At 72.0% G+C, this 19378-nt stretch carries 12 protein-coding genes; 7 read left to right on the top strand and 5 right to left on the bottom strand.

What is annotated here, in order from left to right; translation table 11 throughout:
- Positions 1 to 69 precede the first annotated feature (69 nt).
- The 3 genes from ACWGJB_RS35990 (at position 70) to ACWGJB_RS35980 (ending at position 4499) form a co-directional block, all read left to right on the top strand.
- A complete protein-coding gene (locus ACWGJB_RS35990) occupies positions 70 to 1635 on the top strand; it encodes a phytoene desaturase family protein (protein ID WP_453384243.1) in 1566 nt (521 codons plus the stop codon).
- 189 nt (positions 1636 to 1824) lie between these two features.
- Positions 1825 to 2949 (top strand): nitronate monooxygenase, encoded by a 1125-nt coding sequence (locus ACWGJB_RS35985; protein ID WP_453384242.1) that lies wholly within the window; start codon positions 1825 to 1827, stop codon positions 2947 to 2949.
- A complete protein-coding gene (locus ACWGJB_RS35980; protein WP_453384241.1) occupies positions 2946 to 4499 on the top strand; it encodes an acyl-CoA synthetase in 1554 nt (517 codons plus the stop codon). Before ACWGJB_RS35985 ends, ACWGJB_RS35980 begins: the two co-directional genes overlap by 4 nt.
- A gap of 12 nt (positions 4500 to 4511) precedes the next feature.
- On the opposite strand, the gene ACWGJB_RS35975 is transcribed toward ACWGJB_RS35980, so the two are convergent.
- The 4 genes from ACWGJB_RS35975 to ACWGJB_RS35960 form a co-directional block, all read right to left on the bottom strand.
- Positions 4512 to 7421, bottom strand: coding sequence for an ATP-binding protein (locus ACWGJB_RS35975; protein WP_453384240.1), 2910 nt, complete (start codon positions 7419 to 7421; stop codon positions 4512 to 4514).
- 184 nt (positions 7422 to 7605) lie between these two features.
- A complete protein-coding gene (locus ACWGJB_RS35970) occupies positions 7606 to 8613 on the bottom strand; it encodes a (-)-alpha-amorphene synthase (protein WP_453384239.1) in 1008 nt (335 codons plus the stop codon).
- A complete protein-coding gene (locus ACWGJB_RS35965) occupies positions 8597 to 10075 on the bottom strand; it encodes a cytochrome P450 (RefSeq protein ID WP_453384238.1) in 1479 nt (492 codons plus the stop codon). The genes ACWGJB_RS35970 and ACWGJB_RS35965 overlap by 17 nt, the downstream gene beginning before the upstream one ends.
- 247 nt (positions 10076 to 10322) lie before the next feature.
- Complete coding sequence (locus tag ACWGJB_RS35960) at positions 10323 to 12731, bottom strand: penicillin acylase family protein (protein ID WP_453384237.1); 2409 nt, start codon at positions 12729 to 12731, stop codon at positions 10323 to 10325.
- A gap of 108 nt (positions 12732 to 12839) precedes the next feature.
- On the opposite strand from ACWGJB_RS35960, the gene ACWGJB_RS35955 reads away from it, so the two are divergent.
- The 4 genes from ACWGJB_RS35955 to ACWGJB_RS35940 all read left to right on the top strand — a co-directional run bounded on the left by ACWGJB_RS35955 (position 12840) and on the right by ACWGJB_RS35940 (position 17603).
- Positions 12840 to 14342: an acyl-CoA synthetase gene (locus ACWGJB_RS35955; protein ID WP_453384236.1), complete on the top strand. Its 1503-nt coding sequence runs from the start codon at positions 12840 to 12842 to the stop codon at positions 14340 to 14342.
- A 67-nt stretch (positions 14343 to 14409) separates the two neighbouring features.
- A complete protein-coding gene (locus tag ACWGJB_RS35950; protein WP_453384235.1) occupies positions 14410 to 15945 on the top strand; it encodes a fibronectin type III domain-containing protein in 1536 nt (511 codons plus the stop codon).
- A 27-nt stretch (positions 15946 to 15972) separates the two neighbouring features.
- The gene (locus tag ACWGJB_RS35945; RefSeq protein ID WP_453384234.1) at positions 15973 to 16692 is read left to right on the top strand and encodes a class I SAM-dependent methyltransferase; all 720 of its coding nucleotides are present in this window, start codon (positions 15973 to 15975) and stop codon (positions 16690 to 16692) included.
- A 74-nt stretch (positions 16693 to 16766) separates the two neighbouring features.
- Positions 16767 to 17603, top strand: a complete 837-nt coding sequence (locus tag ACWGJB_RS35940; RefSeq protein WP_453384233.1) for an alpha/beta fold hydrolase — start codon at positions 16767 to 16769, stop codon at positions 17601 to 17603.
- A 7-nt stretch (positions 17604 to 17610) separates the two neighbouring features.
- Here ACWGJB_RS35940 and ACWGJB_RS35935 read toward each other — a convergent pair whose 3' ends face one another.
- Positions 17611 to 19335 (bottom strand): sulfatase, encoded by a 1725-nt coding sequence (locus ACWGJB_RS35935; RefSeq protein WP_453384232.1) that lies wholly within the window; start codon positions 19333 to 19335, stop codon positions 17611 to 17613.
- Positions 19336 to 19378 lie beyond the last annotated feature (43 nt).

Below are 19378 nucleotides of genomic sequence, written 5' to 3'. Positions count from 1 at the left end.
ACGGCCCTCCCCGCACAGCGAACCGGCAAGCCTCTTACCCGCCTAGATCATCATGTGTTACGAAGAACCATGCCCCCTGCCACCGAACCATCCAGGACCTACGACGCCATCATCGTCGGCGGCGGCCACAACGGCCTGGTCGCGGCGGCCTATCTGGCCCGGGCCGGACGCACCGTACTGGTGCTGGAGCGGCTGGCCCGCACCGGTGGCGCCGCCGTCTCGACCCGCCCCTTCACGGGTGTCGACGCACGGCTGTCGCGCTACTCCTACCTGGTCAGCCTGCTGCCCAGGAAGATCGTCCGCGACCTGGGCCTGGACTTCCGGGTCCGCGGCCGCACGATCTCGTCGTACACGCCCGTGGAGCGCAACGGCCGGCCGACCGGACTGCTGGTCGGCGGCGGCGAGCGACGCATCCGCGAGGCGTTCGAACGGCTGACCGGGGGCAAGCAGGAGTACCAGGCCTGGCAGCGGTTCTACGGCATGACCGGCCGGGTCGCCGAGCGCGTCTTCCCGACACTCACCGGACCGCTGCCCTCGCGCGAGGAGCTGCGCCGCCGGATCGACGACAAGGAGGCCTGGCGGGCCCTGTTCGAGGAGCCCATCGGGGTCACCATCGAGGAGACCTTCACGGACGACCTGGTGCGCGGGGTCGTCCTCACGGACGCGCTGATCGGCACGTTCGCCGACGCCCATGACCCCTCGCTGCGCCAGAACCGCTGCTTCCTCTACCACGTCATCGGCGGCGGCACGGGCGCCTGGGATGTGCCGGTGGGCGGCATGGGCGCCCTCACCGACGCACTGGCCGCCGCCGCGCGCTCGGCGGGCGCGGTGCTCGCCACCGGGCACGAGGCGGTACGGATCGAGACGGACGGCCGGGCCGCCGAGGTCACCTACCGCACCGCCGACGGCGAGGGTGTCGTCGCCGCCCGGCACGTGCTGGTGAACGCCGCCCCGCAGGAACTCGCCGCCCTCACCGGCGACCCGGCCCCGGAGCCCGCCGAGGGCGCCCAGCTCAAGGTGAACATGCTGCTGAAGCGGCTGCCCCGGCTGCGTGACACCGCCGTCGACCCGCGCGAGGCGTTCTCCGGCACCTTCCACATCGCCGAGGGCTACGAGCAGCTGGCCACCGCCCACGCCCAGGCGGCGGCCGGCCGGCTCCCCGCCGCCCCGCCCTCGGAGATCTACTGCCACTCCCTGACCGACCCCACGATCCTCGGCCGGGACCTGGTCGAACGCGGCTACCAGACACTCACCCTCTTCGGCCTGCACACCCCCGCCCGGCTCTTCGCCGCCGACAACGACGCCGTACGCGCCGAACTCCTCAGGTCCACCGTCGCCCAGCTCGACGCCCATCTCGCCGAGCCCCTCGTCGACTGTCTCGCCCTCGACGCGGACGGCCGCCCCTGCATCGAGGCCAAGACCCCTCTGGACCTCGAACGCGACCTGCGCCTCCCCGGCGGCAACATCTTCCACCGCGATCTCTCCTGGCCCTACGCCCAGGACGGCGCCGGCCGCTGGGGCGTCGAGACCCGGCACGCCAACGTCCTGCTGTGCGGGGCAGGCGCGGTGCGCGGGGGAGGGGTGAGCGGGGTACCCGGGCACAACGCGGCGATGGCGGTGCTGGAGGGGGAGTGACGGGCGCCTCGCCCGACCCGGTGGACGCCGGAGAATCCGGCAGGGCGGGAATCCGGCAGGGCACAAAACTGACAGAGCGGAAAACCGACAGAGCTGAAAACAGGCGGAGCAAAAGCCGGCGGAGCAGAAATCTGACGGGGCATCAGGAAAACTCTTCCGTCGGCCGGTCGACTGCGGCATCCTGCGCCCATGCAGACGGAGCTGAGCAAGACCCTGGGAGTCGAGCACGCCGTCTTCGGCTTCACGCCGTTCCCCGCCGTCGCCGCGGCCATCAGCCGGGCCGGTGGGTTCGGGGTGCTCGGCGCGGTCCGCTACACCGCCCCCGACGACCTCAGACGCGACCTCGACTGGATCGAGGAGCATGTCGACGGGAAGCCGTACGGACTCGATGTCGTGATGCCCGCCAAGAAGGTCGAAGCCCCGAAAAACAGAACACTGAGTGAGGCCGACGTCGAGGAGATGATCCCGGACGGGCACCGGCAGTTCGTGCGGGACACCCTCGCCAAGTACGGGGTGCCCGAGCTGGCCGACGGCGAGGCGTCCGGATGGCGGATCACCGGCTGGATGGAACAGGTCGCCCGCACCCAGCTCGACGTCGCCTTCGACTACCCGATCCGGCTGCTCGCCAACGCCCTCGGCTCCCCGCCCGCCGACGTCATCGACCGTGCCCACGAACAGGACGTCCTGGTCGCCGCACTGGCGGGCAGCGCCCGGCACGCCGTCAAGCACCGGGACGCGGGCATCGACATCGTCGTGGCGCAGGGCTATGAGGCCGGCGGCCATACTGGCGAGATCGCCACCATGGTGCTCACCCCGGAGGTCGTCGACGCCGTCGCCCCGCTTCCCGTGCTGGCGGCGGGCGGCATCGGCAGCGGCCGGCAGGTGGCGGCCGCACTCAGTCTCGGCGCCCAGGGTGTGTGGCTGGGCTCCATCTGGCTGACCGTCACAGAGGCCGACCTCTCCTCGCCCGCCGTGACGCGCAAACTGCTCGCCGCAGGCTCCGGCGACACCGTCCGCTCCCGGGCCCTCACCGGGAAACCGGCACGTCAGCTGCGCACCGAGTGGACCGACGCCTGGGACGACCCGAACGGCCCCGGCACCCTCCCCATGCCGCTGCAGGGCCTGCTGGTCGCCGAGGCCGTCACCCGCATCCAGAAGTACGAGGTCGAACCCCTGCTCGGTACCCCCGTCGGCCAGATCGTCGGCCGGATGACCAGCGAACGCAGCGTCCAGGCCGTCTTCGACGACCTCACCCGCGGCTTCGAGCAGGCCGTCGACCGCATCAACCGCATCGCCGGAAGGAGCGCCAAGTGACCAGCACGCCCCCCGCCGGATTCTGGGCCCAGGCCGCCAGCGAGCCCGACCGCACGGTGCTCGTCGCACCCGACGGCGAGGAGTGGACCGCGGGCCGTCTGCACGCCGCCGCCAACAGACTCGTCCACGGACTGCGCGCCGCGGGACTGGAGCGCGGCGACGCCTTCGCGGTCGTGCTGCCCAACGGGCCCGAGTTCTTCACCGCGTACCTCGCCGCCACCCAGGCCGGCCTCTACCTCGTGCCCGTCAACCACCACTTCGTCGGCCCGGAGATCGCCTGGATCGTCTCCGACTCCGGCGCCAAGGTGCTGCTCGCCCACGAACGGTTCGCCGGCCCCGCCCGGCACGCCGCCGACGAGGCCGGTCTCCCGGCCACCCACCGGTACGCCGTCGGCGAGGTCGAGGGCTTCCGGCCGTACGCCGAACTCCTCGACCAACAGCCCGAGTCGGCCCCCGCGGACCGTGAGCTCGGCTGGGTCATGAACTACACCTCGGGCACCACCGGCCGCCCCCGCGGCATCCGCCGCCCGCTGCCCGGCAGGCTCCCCGAGGCGGCCTACCTCGGCGGCTTCCTCGGCATCTTCGGCATCCAGCCCTTCGGCGACAACGTCCACCTGGTCTGCTCGCCGCTCTACCACACGGCCGTACTGCAGTTCGCGGGCGCGTCCCTCCACATAGGCCACCGCCTGGTCCTGATGGACAAGTGGACCCCCGAGGAGATGCTCCGCCTGATCGACGCACACCACTGCACCCACACCCATATGGTCCCCACCCAGTTCCACCGCCTGCTCGCCCTCCCCGAACAGGTGCGTTCCCGCTACGACGTCTCCTCCATGCGGCACGCCATCCACGGCGCCGCCCCCTGCCCGGACCACGTCAAGCGGGCGATGCTCGACTGGTGGGGGCCCAGCGTCGAGGAGTACTACGCGGCCAGCGAGGGCGGCGGCGCCTTCGCGACCGCCGAGGACTGGCTGAAGAAGCCCGGTACGGTCGGCAAGGCCTGGCCGATCAGCGAACTCGCGGTTTTCGACGATGACGGCAACCGGCTGCCGCCCGGTGAACTCGGCACCGTCTACATGAAGATGAACACCGGCGGCTTCTCGTACCACAAGGACGAGGCCAAGACGGAGAAGAACCGCATCGGCGACTTCTTCACCGTCGGCGACCTCGGCTATCTCGACGAGGACGGCTACCTCTTCCTCCGCGACCGCAAGATCGACATGATCATCTCGGGCGGGGTCAACATCTACCCCGCCGAGATCGAGTCCGCGCTCCTCTCCCACCCCGCCGTCGCCGACGCCGCCGCCTTCGGCATCCCGCACGACGACTGGGGCGAGGAGGTCAAGGCCGTCGTCGAACCCGCTCCGGGACACGAACCGGGACCCGACCTCGCCCGCGCCCTTCTCGCCCACTGCGCGGAACAGCTCGCCGGCTACAAACGGCCCAAGACCGTCGACTTCATCACCGAGATGCCCCGCGACCCCAACGGCAAGCTGTACAAGCGGCGGCTGCGCGACCCCTACTGGGAGGGCCGCACCCGCCCGGTGTGAGCCCCGACGGCCTCAGGGGTGCCGGCGAGGACGGTCCTCCAGGAACCCCGCGAGGCCGGCGGCATCGGTACCGATCTTGCGGTAGACGCGGGACAGCAACTGCCGTACGCCCTGCTCGGTGAGGCGCAGCTCCTTGGCGACCACGGCCACCGGGTGCCCCTGCACGGTCAGTTCGGCGGTACGGAGTTCCTGGGCGGTCAGTGTGTCCGCCTGCACATAGCGCAACGGCAGCGGGCGCAGCCCGGCCGCCGACAGCTCACCCCTGGCGCGGGCGGCGAGCGCCTCGGCCCCGCAGTGGACGGCTCCTTCCAGGCCCTGGTAGAGCCGGTCGGCGGCCTCCTGGAGCCGCCCGTTGCGGGACAGCGCGGCACCGTGGCCGACCTGGGCGCGGGCGAGTTCGTAGGCGGCCGGCGACTGCTCCAGGCGGCCGACGGCCTCCGCGTACAGATCGACGGCCGCGGGCCCGCCGGTCACCTCGGCGAGGGTGTGCAGGGCCTGGCCGATGGCGGAGGCGGCCCCGAAGTCCCGGGCGCGCCGCACGGCTTCCTGGGCGTGACCGATCGCCTCCTGGGGGGCGGTGGGGGCGAGCGCGGAGGCCAGATGCAGCTGCCAGGGGCACCAGGAGGGGTTGCGCCAGGCCCGCCCGTCCAGCCACTCGCCGACCGAGGACAGCAGCAGCGCCGCCTCGGCATGCCGTCCCTCCGCCAGCAGCAGCTCCGCGTACACGGTGCGGGGGTCGGGATAGGTGACGGCGTTCGGGGCCGTCTCACCGAAGTGGTGCCGGTCGGCGAGTGCACGTGCCTCCGCCACCCGCCCACGGGCGACCAGGGTCTGGATCAGGATGCCGACGGCGAACCACTGGGCGGGCACGGCCCCTTCCACCCTGTCGGCGATCCGCAGACCCTGCAGTTCGAGGTCCTCGGCCTCGGCCAGGCAGCCGCGTCGGTAGCGGATGTAGCCGGCGAGGGTGTGGCCGAGGGCCAGATGGGAGCCGCACCACCCCTTGGCCACACACTCGGCGATCCCCTTGCCGAACAGCTCCTCGGCCTGGCGCGGCTGGTCCCCGTACATGAAGACCAGCGCCACCGAAGCGGGTACCTCGAAGCCCCGGTTCTCGTCGGTCCAGCTCATGCCGCCGTGCAGGGCCTTCTCGGCATACCCGAGGGCGGTCTGCCGCGGTTCGCCGCGCATGATCGCGTCCCAGGCCCGCAGGCCCAGGATGTAGCGCTCCTCAAGGCTGCGGCCGGGCAGGTGCTCGGCCAGCCGCGCCAGCCTCCGCGAGCGGGCGGGTGAGTCCCGGTCGTCGGTGCGGAACATGCCCCATACGAACTGGTCGGCCTGCATCCGCAGTTTGACGCGCGGATTCGGAGCCTGCCTCGCCTCCTCGGTGGCCACCCGCTCCGCCTCGGCCATCTGGTCGGTGTGGGCCAGAGCCTGCGTCAGCCGGAAGACGACGGAGGCGCGCAGATCGGGGTCGACGTCGGGCTCCGCCAGCGCCTGCCGCAGATGCCGCACCGTGGCCGTGGGTTCGATCAGGAAGGTGGCGCAGGCGAGTTCGTGCAGGATCGCGGCGCGGTCCTCGGGAAGGGGTGGCTCCTGCAGCGCGCGGGTCAGCAGCCGCCCGGCCGCCTCGGTGGCCCCGGCACGAAGGTATTCACGGGCGGCCTCGCGCAGACACTCGACCGTCTCGGTACTGCCGTCGCAGGGGACCTCCAGCAGATGGCGGGCGGCGCTGGCCGCGCCGTATCCGGCGGCCAGGACCGCCTGTGCGGCGGCGTCGTGCAGTCCGGCCCGGAAGTCCGTGCCGATGGACTCGTAGATGGTCGTGGCGATCAGCGGATGGACGAACTCCAGCTCGCCCTCGGGGCCGTGGCCCTCCGCCAGGATCCGGGCCGCGCGCAGTTTCCGGGTCGCCTCCGCCGCGGCCTGTTCGCCGAGGATCGCGATGGTCGCGGCGAGCCGCGGTGCGAAGGGCGACCCGAGTACGGCCGCGGTATGAGCGAAGCGGACCGTCGCGGTGCCGAGCCGTTCCAGGCGCGCGATCAGCCCCGGGCCCTTGATCGCCGCGGCCAGTTCACGCATCACCGGCAGGTCGTCCTCGGTGCCGCCCAGTTTCCGCTCGGCGAGTCCGATGGCGAGCTCCACCGCTTCGAAGGGGCTGCCGCTCGTGGCCTCCCAGCACTCCTTGCAGAACTGGTCCTCGGCCGCCTCCCCGATCTCGCTCCTGACGATCTGTGCCACGCCGTCCACGGTGAGCGGCGCCAGGCCGTGCGGGCGGTCCCCGTGGTCCGCGACGAGGGCACGGAGTTCGCCCGCCTCGGGCGGCAGCTCGTCGGGCCGGTAGGCGACCACGATCAGCAGCGGCAGGTCCTCGACCCGGGAGGCGAAGGAGGCGAGCCAGGTCAGGGACTCGGTGTCCGCCCAGTGCAGGTCGTCCAGGAGCAGGACGACGGGCGCCTGCTGCACCGTGAGACGCGTCATGACCCAGTCGAGGCCCTCGCGGACCCCGGTCGGGTCCGGTGCAGGGACGGCCCCCCGTGCCTCCAGGCCGAGCACGGCGGCGACGATGTCGTACCAGCTGCCGAGGAACGCGTGGAGTTGCGCTTCGTCCATCCTCGCCAGCGAGGGCTGCATCAACTGGCGTACGACGCGGAACGCCGACCCCTGCTCCGACTCGCCGCCCCGGCCCGACAGCACGGTGAGCCCGGATGCCGCGGCCCGGTCCCGGGCCTCCGTGACGAGCGCGGTCTTGCCCAGTCCGGCTCGGCCGGTCAGGGCGAGCAGTCCCCTGCGCCTCGCGCGCGGCACACCGTCCGTGGTCCCTCGAAGTTCCCGAAACGCGGCGTCGAGGGACTCCAGTTCCCGTTGGCGTTCGATCAACGTCCTCCGGTCGGTGATCGATTGCCGAGGCTCCGTCGCCATGTGCCGTACCGCTTTCTGTCGTTCGGCCCAGGGGAGCCGAGCGTACGCCCAGGCCAGGTACGGCAGGCCGGATTGGGCACCATAGGGTGAATCATGAACTGAGAGAGGGATAATCTCCGATCTCCGGGTATGGGGCTGGGATGGTCAGGTCCCTGTGGCGCCGTCACCGGGGTGTGTCGGGGGCCTACGAAGCGGCGGGCACCGACACCACGTCCGCGTACCGTGGCACGGTCCGGGACCAGTGGTAACAGCCCCGGATCCAGCCGATCATGCCCTCCACGTAGCCGACGCCCGCGGGGCTCAGCTCCGGCTCGACCTCGGCGTAGAGCCTCTGGAACTCCTCGATCGTGGCGTTGATCTGCTGGATGGCCAGGACGACGGCGGCCTGCAGGGAGCACCGGTGCTCGCGCTGGCGGGCCAGGGCCAGATTGATCATTCCGCCCGCCCGCTGTTCCTTCACCGCGGAGAACAGGTCGGGTATCCACACCGCCGCGTCGGCCGACAGCCGGCCCAGCCGCTGTACGACGGGGTGGTGGAGTTCGGCAGGGGAGAGTTCGTGCGGCTGGGCGGCCTCGCACAGCGGGTAGAACGGCTCGACGCCCGCGGTCAGCGACCGTATCGAGGTGCAGTCACCCGCCCGTACGAGGTAGGGCTGGGCCTGCGCCACCGCCTCGTACAGCAGGCCGTGCACGTACTCACGGCTCTTCCAGGCCCACCGCGCGGCCTGTGCGGGGGTGCACCGCTCCCGGACCTGTCGGTACAGGTCGGCCAGGGCCGCGCCGAGGGCAGTGCCGGGCGGCCGGTCGTCCCGCAGGACCGCGATGCTCTCGCAGAGCATGGGGACCAGCCTGCCCGGGGAGCGCCGGCCGACGTCCTCGGCACAGTCGTCGAAGATGAACTGGTAGGCGATCTGGATGGCCACGATCTGGAGCAGGGCGGAATCCATGGTGGGACTGTTGTAGGAGGCGAGTTCGGCGGGTCGGGTGTAGGCGATCATCGCCGTCACACCGGGTTCGCCGGCCAGACCCCACCTGCTCAGCCAGGCGTCGACGCCGGCGGCGGCCTCGGCTTCGTGGGGGTTGCGCCGGAAGGGAAAGGGCATGTGGAGGTGGGTGTCGATCAGGTCGCGGAGGTTGGCGACCGGGGGTTCGTCCAGTACACCGACCGTGATGTCCTCATGTGTTGCCGACAACGTGATCACCTGCCGTTCGGGTGTCCGAGACATGCGGGGTGGCCACGGCTCGGGGGGCGGGGGAGTCGGCGCGGGGCGTCGCGCCTGACGGCATGCGGGAGCGGGCTTCGCAGGTCATGACAAGGGAACGCGGACCCAGCGTGATCGCGGGCCGGGGGGGCTGTTCGGCGGCGCCGGGCAGATGGCGCAGGCGCCGGCGGCCGGCGATGGTCGCGAGCGCCAGGGTGACCTCCACCATGGCGAACTCGTCGCCGAGGCATTTGCGGTTGCCCGCGGAGAACGGCATCGTCGCGCGGCGCTGCGCGGCGGTGGGCCGCCCCGGCAGCCAGCGGTCGGGGTCGAAACGCTCGGGGTCGGGGAACCACGACGGATCGTGATGCAGGAGGTAGGGGCTGTAGAGCACGGTGGCCCCCGCGGGCAGCCGGCACCCGGCGAGTTCCGTCTCCCGGGTGGTGACGCGGGTGAAGAGCCAGCCGGGCGAGGAGTGGCGCAGCGTCTCGGCGACGACGCACCGGGTCTGGACGAGGCGTGGCAGGTCGTCGGGGCCGGGCCGGCGGCCGTCGGGGAGGACGGCGTCGAGCTCGGCGTGCAGCCGGCGCTCCGCCTCCGGGTGGCGGGCCAGCAGGCTGAAGGCCGCGGCCAGCGCCAGTGCCGAGGTCTCGGCGCCCGTGAGCAGCAGCGTGATCAGGTGGTCGTGGATCTCCTGGTCGGTGATCGCCGCCGATCCGTCCGCGCCGCGCGCGGCCGCCAGCAGCGTGCCGAGCACGTCGTCGCGGTCGGCGCCGAGCCGGCGCCTCGCGATCGCCGTGTCGATGATCGCGTGCAGGCGGGTCAGGGCGATCCGATAGCGGCGGTTGGCCGGGGTCGGAATGCGGAAGAGGACGTCGACCGGGACTACCGTGCGGAGGAACAGGCCTCGGACGACGTCCGCGAGACAGTCCCGCACCTCTGCGGTCGTCCTGTCGTCCAGGGAGTCGGAGAGCAGGACCCGGCTGATCACCCGGGTCGTGAAGGTCAGCATCGCCTCGGTGACCGGCACGGTCCCGCCCGCCTGCCATCCCTCGCACACCGACTCGGCCTCCTCGGTGACGAGGTCCGTGTAGGCGGCGACATGGGAGGGCCGGAAGGCCGGTTGCAGCAGCCGGCGCTTGGCCCGGTGGGTCGGCTGGCGGCAGGTGACGAGACCGTCGCCCATGAGCTTCCCGAGCCGGTCGTAGAGCGGGCCCCCTTTGTCGAAGGTGTGCGGATCCATGAGCACCTCGTGGGTCAGCTCCGGGTGGCACACCATCCAGGCACGCTGGGGGCCCAGTCGTATCTCGACCAGATCTCCGTGTGCGGGCAAAGAATTCAGAAATGCCAGCGGCCGCCGGTAGAAGGCGATACCGTGACCGAGGAGAGGGAATATGCCGGGAGCAGTACCTGTCGTCCATGTTCGTTTTTGTTCAGGCACGGCGTCGTTCATGGAAACCTCCTGCCCGGTGCTACACGTGAAATGAGTGAACCTGCCTCGGGTCGAACGTCCGAGACAAGTCCTGCCCAGGTTTCACGTTCCGCGGTTTCCCGAAACCTTTCTCCAGAGGGGCGCACGGGAGCACGTTGAAGCAGAATCCCGATCGTCTGAACGACTGTTGATGCAGTGCGCGTCGACCGGGATTTCCTTGTGTCACTCACGTGCGGTCCCGCCCCATGAGGAACGGGACCCCACGCACTCAGCTTTCGTGCACCCGGACGGATTTCAACGCCGGGGACGAAAGGATGTCCTTCTCGCAGAACCGCGCCGTCACCCATCTCTCGGCCGAGAACAGCCGGGTCTGGTCGCTGTGGTGCGGCGAGTTCGGGTTCGAGGACTGGGAGTACGTCAGCAGGGTGCGGGCCACCGGGCACCGACTGCCGTCCCAGCCCACCGCCTGGATGTGACTGGAGCCGAACGCGACGTCCGTGTAGCCGCCCTGGCCGGCGTTCCAGACCGGCTCGATCTTGTTCCAGACGCCCAGCGCCTCGGTGCCGCCCGGGACCGGGATCCGCCGTCCGTCGCGCACGACGAACTGGTGCTCCCCGAGCCGGGAGTCCAGCGGGACGCCCGCCGCCCGGAGTTCGGCCACGGCGTCGGCGAGGGCCGTGGCGAAGCCGGGGGCGGCGGTGTCGAGCGTGTTCGGGGTGTGCACCGGGTCGGCCGCCGAGAACGGCACCCGCCACCGCTGGGCCGTCGGCACCGCGGCCGTCAGCTTCCGCCAGAAACGGTCGAAGAGCAGGGCGCCCCGGCTGCCGGTGTCCATGGTGCGGTTCCAGGCCGCGAGTACCGGGCAGGCGGCGGAGACGTCGACCGCGGTGCCGTCACTGCCCGTCGCCGTACCGCCCGGCAGCGCGGCACAGGCCTGCGCCGCGGCGGCCGCCGCCAGGTCGCCGACCGGCACCCGGTTGGCGAACTCCTGGTCCTGGAGGTCCCGGACGGTCAGCCCGCCCCGCTCCGCCATCGCGGCCACATCCTCGATCGCGCCCCGGGTGCGCGGTGTGCGCTGCGTGCCGACGTCGCCGAAGATCCGCTCGTACCCGGTCAGCGGCCGGTCGGCATTGGTCAGCCAGGCGCTGTCGTTGGAGTTCTCCACGTACGGGGCGTCCTGGAGGACGGGCATCCGGGCGGGCCCGAAGATACCGGGCTGCACGGCGTCGGCGTCCCTGCCGGGCGTGCAGCCGGCGCGCGAGCCGTCGAGCACCGCGAGCCCCGCCAGCGGATAGGTGATCCTGCCCAGATCGGTGGAGCAGCGGGCCGCGAGGTCGTCGGTGATCCGGGGCAGCACCTGCGACTGGGTGTACAGGGTGTGCCCGGCGGAGTCCGCGGCGACGGTGTTCACCCACGGGAGCCCCTGGTGCCGGTCGAGGGACGCCCGGACGTCCGCCGCGGAGCGCGCCCTGCCGAAGCCGAGCGAGGTGTCGGCGAACCGGAAGTTGGCGGCGTTGGGGTCGTTGAACGCGTACGCCGTCGTGGCGGTCCAGGGCAGCGGCGGATCGCCGTCCGGGTCGGCGACCACCGGGCCGTACCGGGTCCACCACTGGGTGCGGGTGACGGGGGCGCCGTCCTTGACCGCCACGGTGACGGTCCGCCTGGTCATCCGCTGCGGTCTGCCGTCCACCAGATAGACGGTGGGGTCGGACGGGTCGAGCGTGAGCCGGGTCAGGTTGAAGGGGACGCCGGTCGCGACGGTGTGACTCCAGGCCACCCGGGAGTTGTAGCCGATGGCCACGGTCGGCGTGCCGAGCAGGGACGCGCCGGCCACGTTCAGCTGGCCCGGAATGGTCTGCTGGGACTGCCAGAACCGGCGTCCGCCCTGCCACGGGTAGTGCGGGTTGCCCAGCAGCAGACCCCGGCCGTTCGCGGTGGTGGCGCCGCTGAAGGCGACCGCGTTCGATCCCAGGTCGGAGATGGCGGACCGGTCCTGTACGGCCTTGATCAGGGCCTCGGCGTCAGCACTCCGCTCGGGGGCCGGGGCGCCGGTGGGGGGCGTCGCCCCGGTGATCTCGTCCACGGCGCCGCCCTGGCCGCCGAGCACGGAGAGGGCGTAGTAACGGGTGGCCACGTCCAGTGTCGTGACCGGCCGCACCCAGGCGGCGCCGGCGCAGGCCGGGTCGGTGATCCGGTGCTTCGCCAGCCAGGTGTTGTATCCGGCGGCGAACCCACGTACCAGGTCCTTCACCTGCCGGCTCGGGCCCAGCGGCGCCGGTTCGGCGAGCAGCTTCGCCACCGTGCCGGACTGCCGTACGCCCCGGAAGTAGAGGTCGCTGGAGAGGTTGTCCCCGGCCGAGGAGAGCGAGAGGTCGGTGGCCGCGGTGGCACCGAAGAAGCGCGAGCGGTCGCCGCGTACGGTCGCGAAGCCGTCGGCAAGGGTGCAGACCTGATCGGCCGCCTGCGCCCAGCCGGTGCCGAAGCCCAGGTCGGCGTAGTCCTCGGCGAGGATGTGCGGAATGCCGTACTCGGTGTAACGGATGACGGCGGACAGACCGCCGTGCGAGGGACGGTCCTGAGGAGCGGGCCGCTCGGCCGCGGCGGCCGGTAACGCGGCCGGGGCGGTGAGCAGGGCGACGGCTGCGACGAGCAGCCGTCTCGCGCGGGTGGTGCGCATCTGTGTCTCCCAACGTCGTTGCGGGACAAAGCGGTTGAGCCCGGTCGCGCGGGGGTGCGGTGCCACGGTGCTTGACCTCTCCCGGCGACGGGCCGAGGATCATGAGTCATGACGCAGGGACAGGGCAGCACGGTTGACGGGGTGCTGCGGCGCAGCGCCCGGCGCACCCCCGCACGGGTGGCGCTGGAGTACGGCGAACGCCGGTGGACGTACGGGGAACTCGACGACGCCGTCTCCCGGGCGGCGAGCGTCCTGCTCGACCAGGGCCTCACCCGCGGCGACCGGGTCGGCACCTACGGGCACAACTCGGACGCCTACCTGATCACGTTCCTCGCCTGCGCCCGGGCCGGCCTGGTGCACGTGCCGGTCAACCAGAACCTGACCGGCGACGACCTCGCCTACATCGTCGGCCAGTCGGGCAGCTCACTGGTGCTCGCCGACCCGGGTCCCGCCGGCCGGCTCCCGGACGGGGTGAGGGTGCTGCCGCTGCGGGACGCCGACGGCTCGCTCCTCGCCCGGCTCGCGGACGCGCCGCCGTACGACGGTCCCGAACCGCGTACCGAGGACCTCGTGCAGTTGCTGTACACCTCGGGGACCACGGCGCTGCCCAAGGGCGCGATGATGACCCACCGGGCGCTGGTGCACGAGTACCTGAGCGCGATCGCCGCCCTCGACCTGAGCGCCGGGGACCGGCCCGCGCATGCGCTGCCGCTCTACCACTCCGCCCAGATGCACGTGTTCCTGCTGCCCTACCTGGCGGTCGGCGCGACCAACATCGTTCTGGACGGGCCGGACGGTGACACCCTCTTCGACCTGGTCGAGGCCGGACGCGTGGACAGCCTCTTCGCACCGCCCACCGTGTGGATCGGGCTGTCCAACCGGCCCGACTTCACGTCGCGTGACCTGAGCGGACTGCGCAAGGCCTACTACGGGGCGTCGATCATGCCGGTGCCCGTCCTGGAGCGGCTGCGCGAACGGCTGCCGAAACTGGCCCTGTTCAACTGCTTCGGGCAGAGCGAGATCGGGCCGCTGGCCACCGTACTGGCGCCCGAGGAGCACAAGGGGCGGCTGGACTCCTGCGGCCGTACCGTGCTGTTCGTGGAGGCGCGGGTGGTCGACGAGGACGGCGAGGACGTGCCCGACGGCACCCCCGGCGAAGTCGTCTACCGTTCCCCGCAGTTGTGCGAGGGGTACTGGGAGAAACCCGAGGAGACCCAGGAGGCCTTCCGGGACGGCTGGTTCCACTCCGGCGACCTCGCGGTGCGCGACGCCCACGGCTACTTCACCATCGTCGACCGGGTGAAGGACGTCATCAACTCCGGTGGCGTACTGGTCGCTTCACGACAGGTCGAGGACGCCCTCTACACCCACGAGGCCGTCGCCGAGGCCGCCGTGATCGGGCTGCCCGACGAGCGGTGGATCGAGGCCGTCACGGCGGTCGTCGTGGCGCGCGGCGAGGTCGGCGAGGCCGAGCTGATCGCCCATGTGAAGGAGAAGATCCCCGCCTTCAAGGCGCCCAAGCGGGTGCTGTTCGTGGACGCGCTGCCCCGCAACGCCAGCGGGAAGATCCTGAAGCGGGAGCTGCGGGAGCGGTTCGGTGAGGCCTCGTGACGACCCAAGACGACTGGTTCCATACCTTGCCCGGCTTCCGGTACCACGTCCGCCGTTCACCGGTGGCGTGCACATAGCAGACATGCGCTGCTGTCTCCCCGTCCCCCTCGGCGCACTCGCGGGCATCCCCGGCCCCTGCGAGATGCTGCGCTCCGGTTTCCTGCTCGCACCCGCCCTGCTCAGGTCCGCCACCGCCCCCGCGCCCCGTCACCCCCGCTCCCTCGCCGCCGTCCACCTGGAACTGGTCACCCTCACCGAGGACCGCGCCGTCATCACCTGGCACACCGCCCTGCCCGGCACCGACGACGGCACCGGCCGTTTGCTGCCCGCCGTCACGGAGGGAGAGGTCGTCTACGGTACCCATCCCGCCCACCTCAACCGCACCGTGGGCGAGGACCGCCCCACCGCCCACCACCATGTCGAACTCACCGGCCTGGAGCCGGGCCAGACGTACTACTACCAGGCCTGCTCCCGGGGCGTGCCCGCCACGCCCACCGCGCTGCACCTGGTGCGCGGCAACGCGGCCGGCACCTCCCGGCACGGCCTCGGCTCGCCCGGCGGCCCCTACTCCTTCACCACCCCGCAGCCCCCGCCCGGCCGCCACCTGCTCTCCCTCGCCCTCTGCAACGACCTGCACATCGGCGAGACCGTCGCCGGTCTGGTGGCCGGCGTGCCCTTCTTGCGCGGCGTGGCCCAGCGGGCCGGACTCACCGCCTACCCGGAGCTGATGAGCCGCGCCGTGGTGGACGAGGCCCGCCACCGCGGGGCCGAGCTGCTGCTGGCCGCCGGTGACGTCTCCGCCGGCGGCGGCCCCCGCGACCTGGCGGAGGCCAGAGGGATCCTGGACGGCTTCGGCACCCACCGGCGGGACTACTTCGTGGTCCGCGGCAACCACGACCGCGACGCGCGGGAGGGCGACGGCTTCCGCCGCGCCTTCGGTACGCCGGACGGTCCCAGCTACTTCGAGCACGACGTGGGCGGGCTGCGGATCATCGGGCTCGACACCTACGACAAGCGCGGGAACGGCGGTGACGCGGGCGGTCTCGGGGCCGAGCAACTGTCCTGGTTCCGCCGCCGGCTGCGGGCACACCGGGAACAGCCCACCGTGGTCTTCGGGCACCATCCGCTCACCGTCCGGGACGCCCTCTTCCCGGTGAGCCCCGGACAGCGCCTCGGCCGCCGCCAGGCCCGTGCGATCCTGCAGGCCTATGCCGCCGCCCCGGGTGTGTTCCTGCACCATGCCGGCCACACCCATCGCAACAAGCGCACCCATGTGCCCCTCGCCCCCCGGGTGACCCTGCAGGAGGTCGGCGCCGCCAAGGAGTACCCCGGCGGGTTCTTCCTGCTGCGCATCCACTCCGGCGGCTACGCCCTCAACTTCTTCCGGGCCCGTCGCACCGAGGCCCTGGAGTGGAACGAGCGCAGCCGGCGCCAGGCCGGGGGAGTCTGGCCGTACCATGCGCTCGGCCGTACGGTCGCCGACCGCAACAGCGTGACCGTCCGTGACCTGACCGGCATCAGCCGCCCGGCACAGCCGTCCGCGCCGCCCCGTTCGCCCCAAGGGATGACGGCCGACCCGAACCCCCGCCTGGATGTGGCCTGAGACACGGCGCCTCCGTAGCGTGGACGCATGTCGACCCTGTGGGAACTCATGCACGACTGCATCCCTGACGACCACGCCCGCCAGGTCACCTCCCGCTACTACCTCGACGAGGCCATGAGCTCGCCGCGGGCCCCGGACCGGGTGGTCGACCTCGGATGCGGGCGGGGCACCTCGGCCGGGCTCTTCCGGCGGCACGCCCCGGACGTGCGGTGGGTGGGGCTCGACATCCGCGACTCCCCGGAAGCCGCACAGCGCTCACCCGGCGGCGACCCGGTGGTGTACTTCGACGGCGTCAACATGCCGTTCCGCTCCGGCGCCGTGCCGCTGGTCTACTCGCACCAGGTCTTCGAACACGTCGCCCGGCCCAGGGAACTGCTCGCGGAGGTGGGCCGGGTGCTGCGTCCGGGCGGACTGTTCATCGGCAGCACCTCCCAGTTCGAGCCCTACCACTCCTTCAGCCTGTGGAACTACACCCCTTACGGCTTCCGGGTACTGGTGGAGGAGGCCGGGCTGGCCCTGGAGGAGATCCGGCCCTCGCTGGACGGCGTGACCCTGATCATGCGCACCTACCACTCCTCGCGGAAGAAGGAGTACGGCCGGTTCTGGCAGACGGAGTCGCCGCTCAACACGGAGATCGACACCTGGGCACGCAAGAGCGGGCGCCACACGGCCCTGGTGAACCTGCGCAAGCTCACGTTCTGCGGCCAGTTCGCGTTCCGGGTGAGCAAGCCGGCCCCGCAGACCTGACGCCGCCGCCCGCGCGGGTGGGCCCCGCCGAACTCCGTTGCCGTACCGCGCCGCCGTCCTCCATGATCGATCCCATGCCAACCTTCACCGCGGCGGACGGGACCCGCCTGGCCTACCACGTCCGGGGCGAGGGCGAACCGCTCGTCGTGCTGCCCGGCGGACCCATGCGCGCCTCCGCCTATCTCGGGGACCTGGGCGGGCTGACAGCCCACCGCCGACTGATCCTGCTCGATCTGCGCGGCACCGGCGACTCCGCGGTGCCCGCCGACCCGGAGTCGTACCGCTGCGACCAACAGGTCGACGACGTGGAGATGTTGCGGACCCACATAGGGCTCGACCACATGGACGTACTGTCGCACTCGGCGGGCGCGAGCCTGGCGATCCTGTACGCGGCGGCCCGTCCGCACCGGGTACGTCGGCTCGCGCTGATCACCGGCAACCCCTCGGCCCTCGGCCTGCGGACCTCCCCGGAGGAACGGCTGGCGGCGGCCCGGCAGCGGGCCGCGGAGCCCTGGTTCGGCGCGGCGTTCCCCGCCCTGGAGGCGTGGCTGAACGGTACGGGGGACTTCGACGAGGCGTTCATGCCCTTCTTCTACGGCCGTTGGGACGACACCGCCCGGGCCCATGACGCGGCCGCCGAGGAACAGACCAACGACGAGGCCGGCGACCGCTACTTCGCCGACGGCGCCTTCACCCCCGACGTCACCCGGAGCGCCCTGCGCGCGCTCACCGCCCCCGTCCTGCTGTACGCGGGCGAAGTCGACGGCGGACCCAGCCCCGCACTGGTCCGGCGCGCCGCCGCGGCCTTCCCGAACGCCGAGGTCATCGTGCAGCCCGGTGCCGCCCACTACCCCTGGCTCGACGACCCCGAGGAGTTCGTCCGCCGTACCGTCGGTTTCCTGGACGCCTGAGCAAGGCTCAGTTCCGTGGCCCGTACGCCTTCAGGAAGCGGTCGCGGAACTGGTTCATCGCCCAGATCGGGGCGTCCCCGGCCGGCTTCAGACCCGGCGTCCAGCCCCAGCCGGCCACCCGGTCCAGGACCTTCGGGTCATGGGCGACGATCGTGATCGGGACGTCCCGGCGCGGGCTGCCCGCGACGACCTCCGGGCGGGGCTGATGGTCGCCGAGGAACACCAGGACCGTGTTCACGTCGGCATAGCGGCGCATGAACCCGATCAGGCTGCGCAGGGAGTACTCGACGGAGCCCCGGTACTCGGTGCGCACGCTCTCCGTGTCCTTCCAGACCTCCGCCGGGTCCTTGCCCGCCTTCTGGATCGGCCCGAAGACCGAGCCGTCACCCAGTTCCTTCCAGTCGATCATGCGGGGCAGGGGCGCCCAGGGCTGGTGGCTGGAGGCGAGGACGATCTCCGCCATCATCGGGCGCCGGTTCTTTCTGCCGAACTCCCGGCGCTCGAATGCCTCCAGCGTGAACTGGTCGGGGACCGGGCTCCAGCTGAAGTACGGGCCGCGGTAGCCCAGGTGGGTGGAGTCGTAGGAGCGGTCGAGGCCGAAGAACCCGGCCTCCGGCCAGGCCCGGCGGACGCCCGGGACGACACCGACCGTGCGCCACGCACCGGTCTTGCGGAAGTACTTGTTGAGGGTCATCCGGTCGCCGGAGACGAGGTGGCGGTAGCGCTGCTGGTTGTTGATCCACAGCCCGGACAGCAGCGTGGCGTGGCACATCCAGCTGCCCGCTCCGATCACCGGCGACCGCAGCCAGCCGCTGCGCGCGGCGAAACCGGCCGCCTTCAGGGAGGCGGTGCCCTCCGCGAGGACCGCGCCGACCTGCCGGGCCATCGCCGGGTCCTCGATCGCCGTGCGGCCGTAACTCTCGACGAACGTGAACAGCACGTCCTTGCCGCGCAGTCCTGTGAGCAGCTGGTCCGGTGGCGTCCCGGCGAAGGCGTCGACGCGGGCCTCCGTCTCGAAGACCCGGGCGTCGGCGAGCCCGGCGCGGACCGCCCGTACCCGGTCGTCCACCAGCTGCGCGTCCAGCGTCGAGGCGACGGGGGCACCGCCGGCCTGCAGGCCGAAGATCGCGCAGGTGACCCAGGCGACGGCGAGGGCGAGGATGGCGTGGCCCGCGGGCGGGCGGCTGCGTGCCATCCGGTCGGCGAGCCGCACCATGGCGAGCACGGTGAGGACGAGCACGGCCACGACCAGCAGCAGCGCTCCGGCGATCGCGAGCACCTCACTGGTCCGGCCGAACGACTCGCGTACGAAGTCCGCGGCGTCGTCCAGCAGGATCCAGTCGAGCACCAGGTCGAAGGGGCGTTGCAGCACCGAGTAGAACCCCATGTCCAGGCACTTCACGAGCGTCAGTACCCCGAGCAGCACGCCCGCCACCGCCGCGGTGACCCGCCGCGCCCGTCCGGGCAGCACCAGTAGTACGGCGGTGAGCACGATGCCCTCGACCGGGATCCGCAGGAACGCCGGCGGCGTGAGCAGGTCGAGCCGGTTCGGCAGCGCCAGGGCGCCCAGCGGCACGGCGGCGGCCAGGACCGTCGTCCCGACCGTGACGCTCCGGGCGAGACGCTGGTGTCTTCGCCGTCGGCCTTCGGTACCGGCCGGTCGGGGCTGCGCGGGCGGGGCCTTCGGCGGGGCTTCGGTCTCCGGCGGCTGAGGAGGCGTGAGGTGCGACACCGGAGGTCCTTCCGAGTGGCCGTCGTGACACTGCGCGCGTGAT

It is taken from the genome of Streptomyces sp. NPDC054813 (genome assembly GCF_053611365.1).
The sequence above is the reverse complement of the archived record's forward strand: the minus strand, read 5'-3'. Positions and strand labels throughout refer to the sequence as shown.

Coding starts and splice junctions, on each gene's coding strand:
- ACWGJB_RS35985 (WP_453384242.1), top strand. CDS start 1,825: ATGCAGACGGAGCTGAGCAAGACCCTGGGAGTCGAGCACGCCGTCTTC.
- ACWGJB_RS35960 (WP_453384237.1), bottom strand. CDS start 12,731: ATGCGCACCACCCGCGCGAGACGGCTGCTCGTCGCAGCCGTCGCCCTG.
- ACWGJB_RS35965 (WP_453384238.1), bottom strand. CDS start 10,075: ATGAACGACGCCGTGCCTGAACAAAAACGAACATGGACGACAGGTACT.
- ACWGJB_RS35955 (WP_453384236.1), top strand. CDS start 12,840: ATGACGCAGGGACAGGGCAGCACGGTTGACGGGGTGCTGCGGCGCAGC.
- ACWGJB_RS35940 (WP_453384233.1), top strand. CDS start 16,767: ATGCCAACCTTCACCGCGGCGGACGGGACCCGCCTGGCCTACCACGTC.
- ACWGJB_RS35990 (WP_453384243.1), top strand. CDS start 70: ATGCCCCCTGCCACCGAACCATCCAGGACCTACGACGCCATCATCGTC.
- ACWGJB_RS35975 (WP_453384240.1), bottom strand. CDS start 7,421: ATGGCGACGGAGCCTCGGCAATCGATCACCGACCGGAGGACGTTGATC.
- ACWGJB_RS35945 (WP_453384234.1), top strand. CDS start 15,973: ATGTCGACCCTGTGGGAACTCATGCACGACTGCATCCCTGACGACCAC.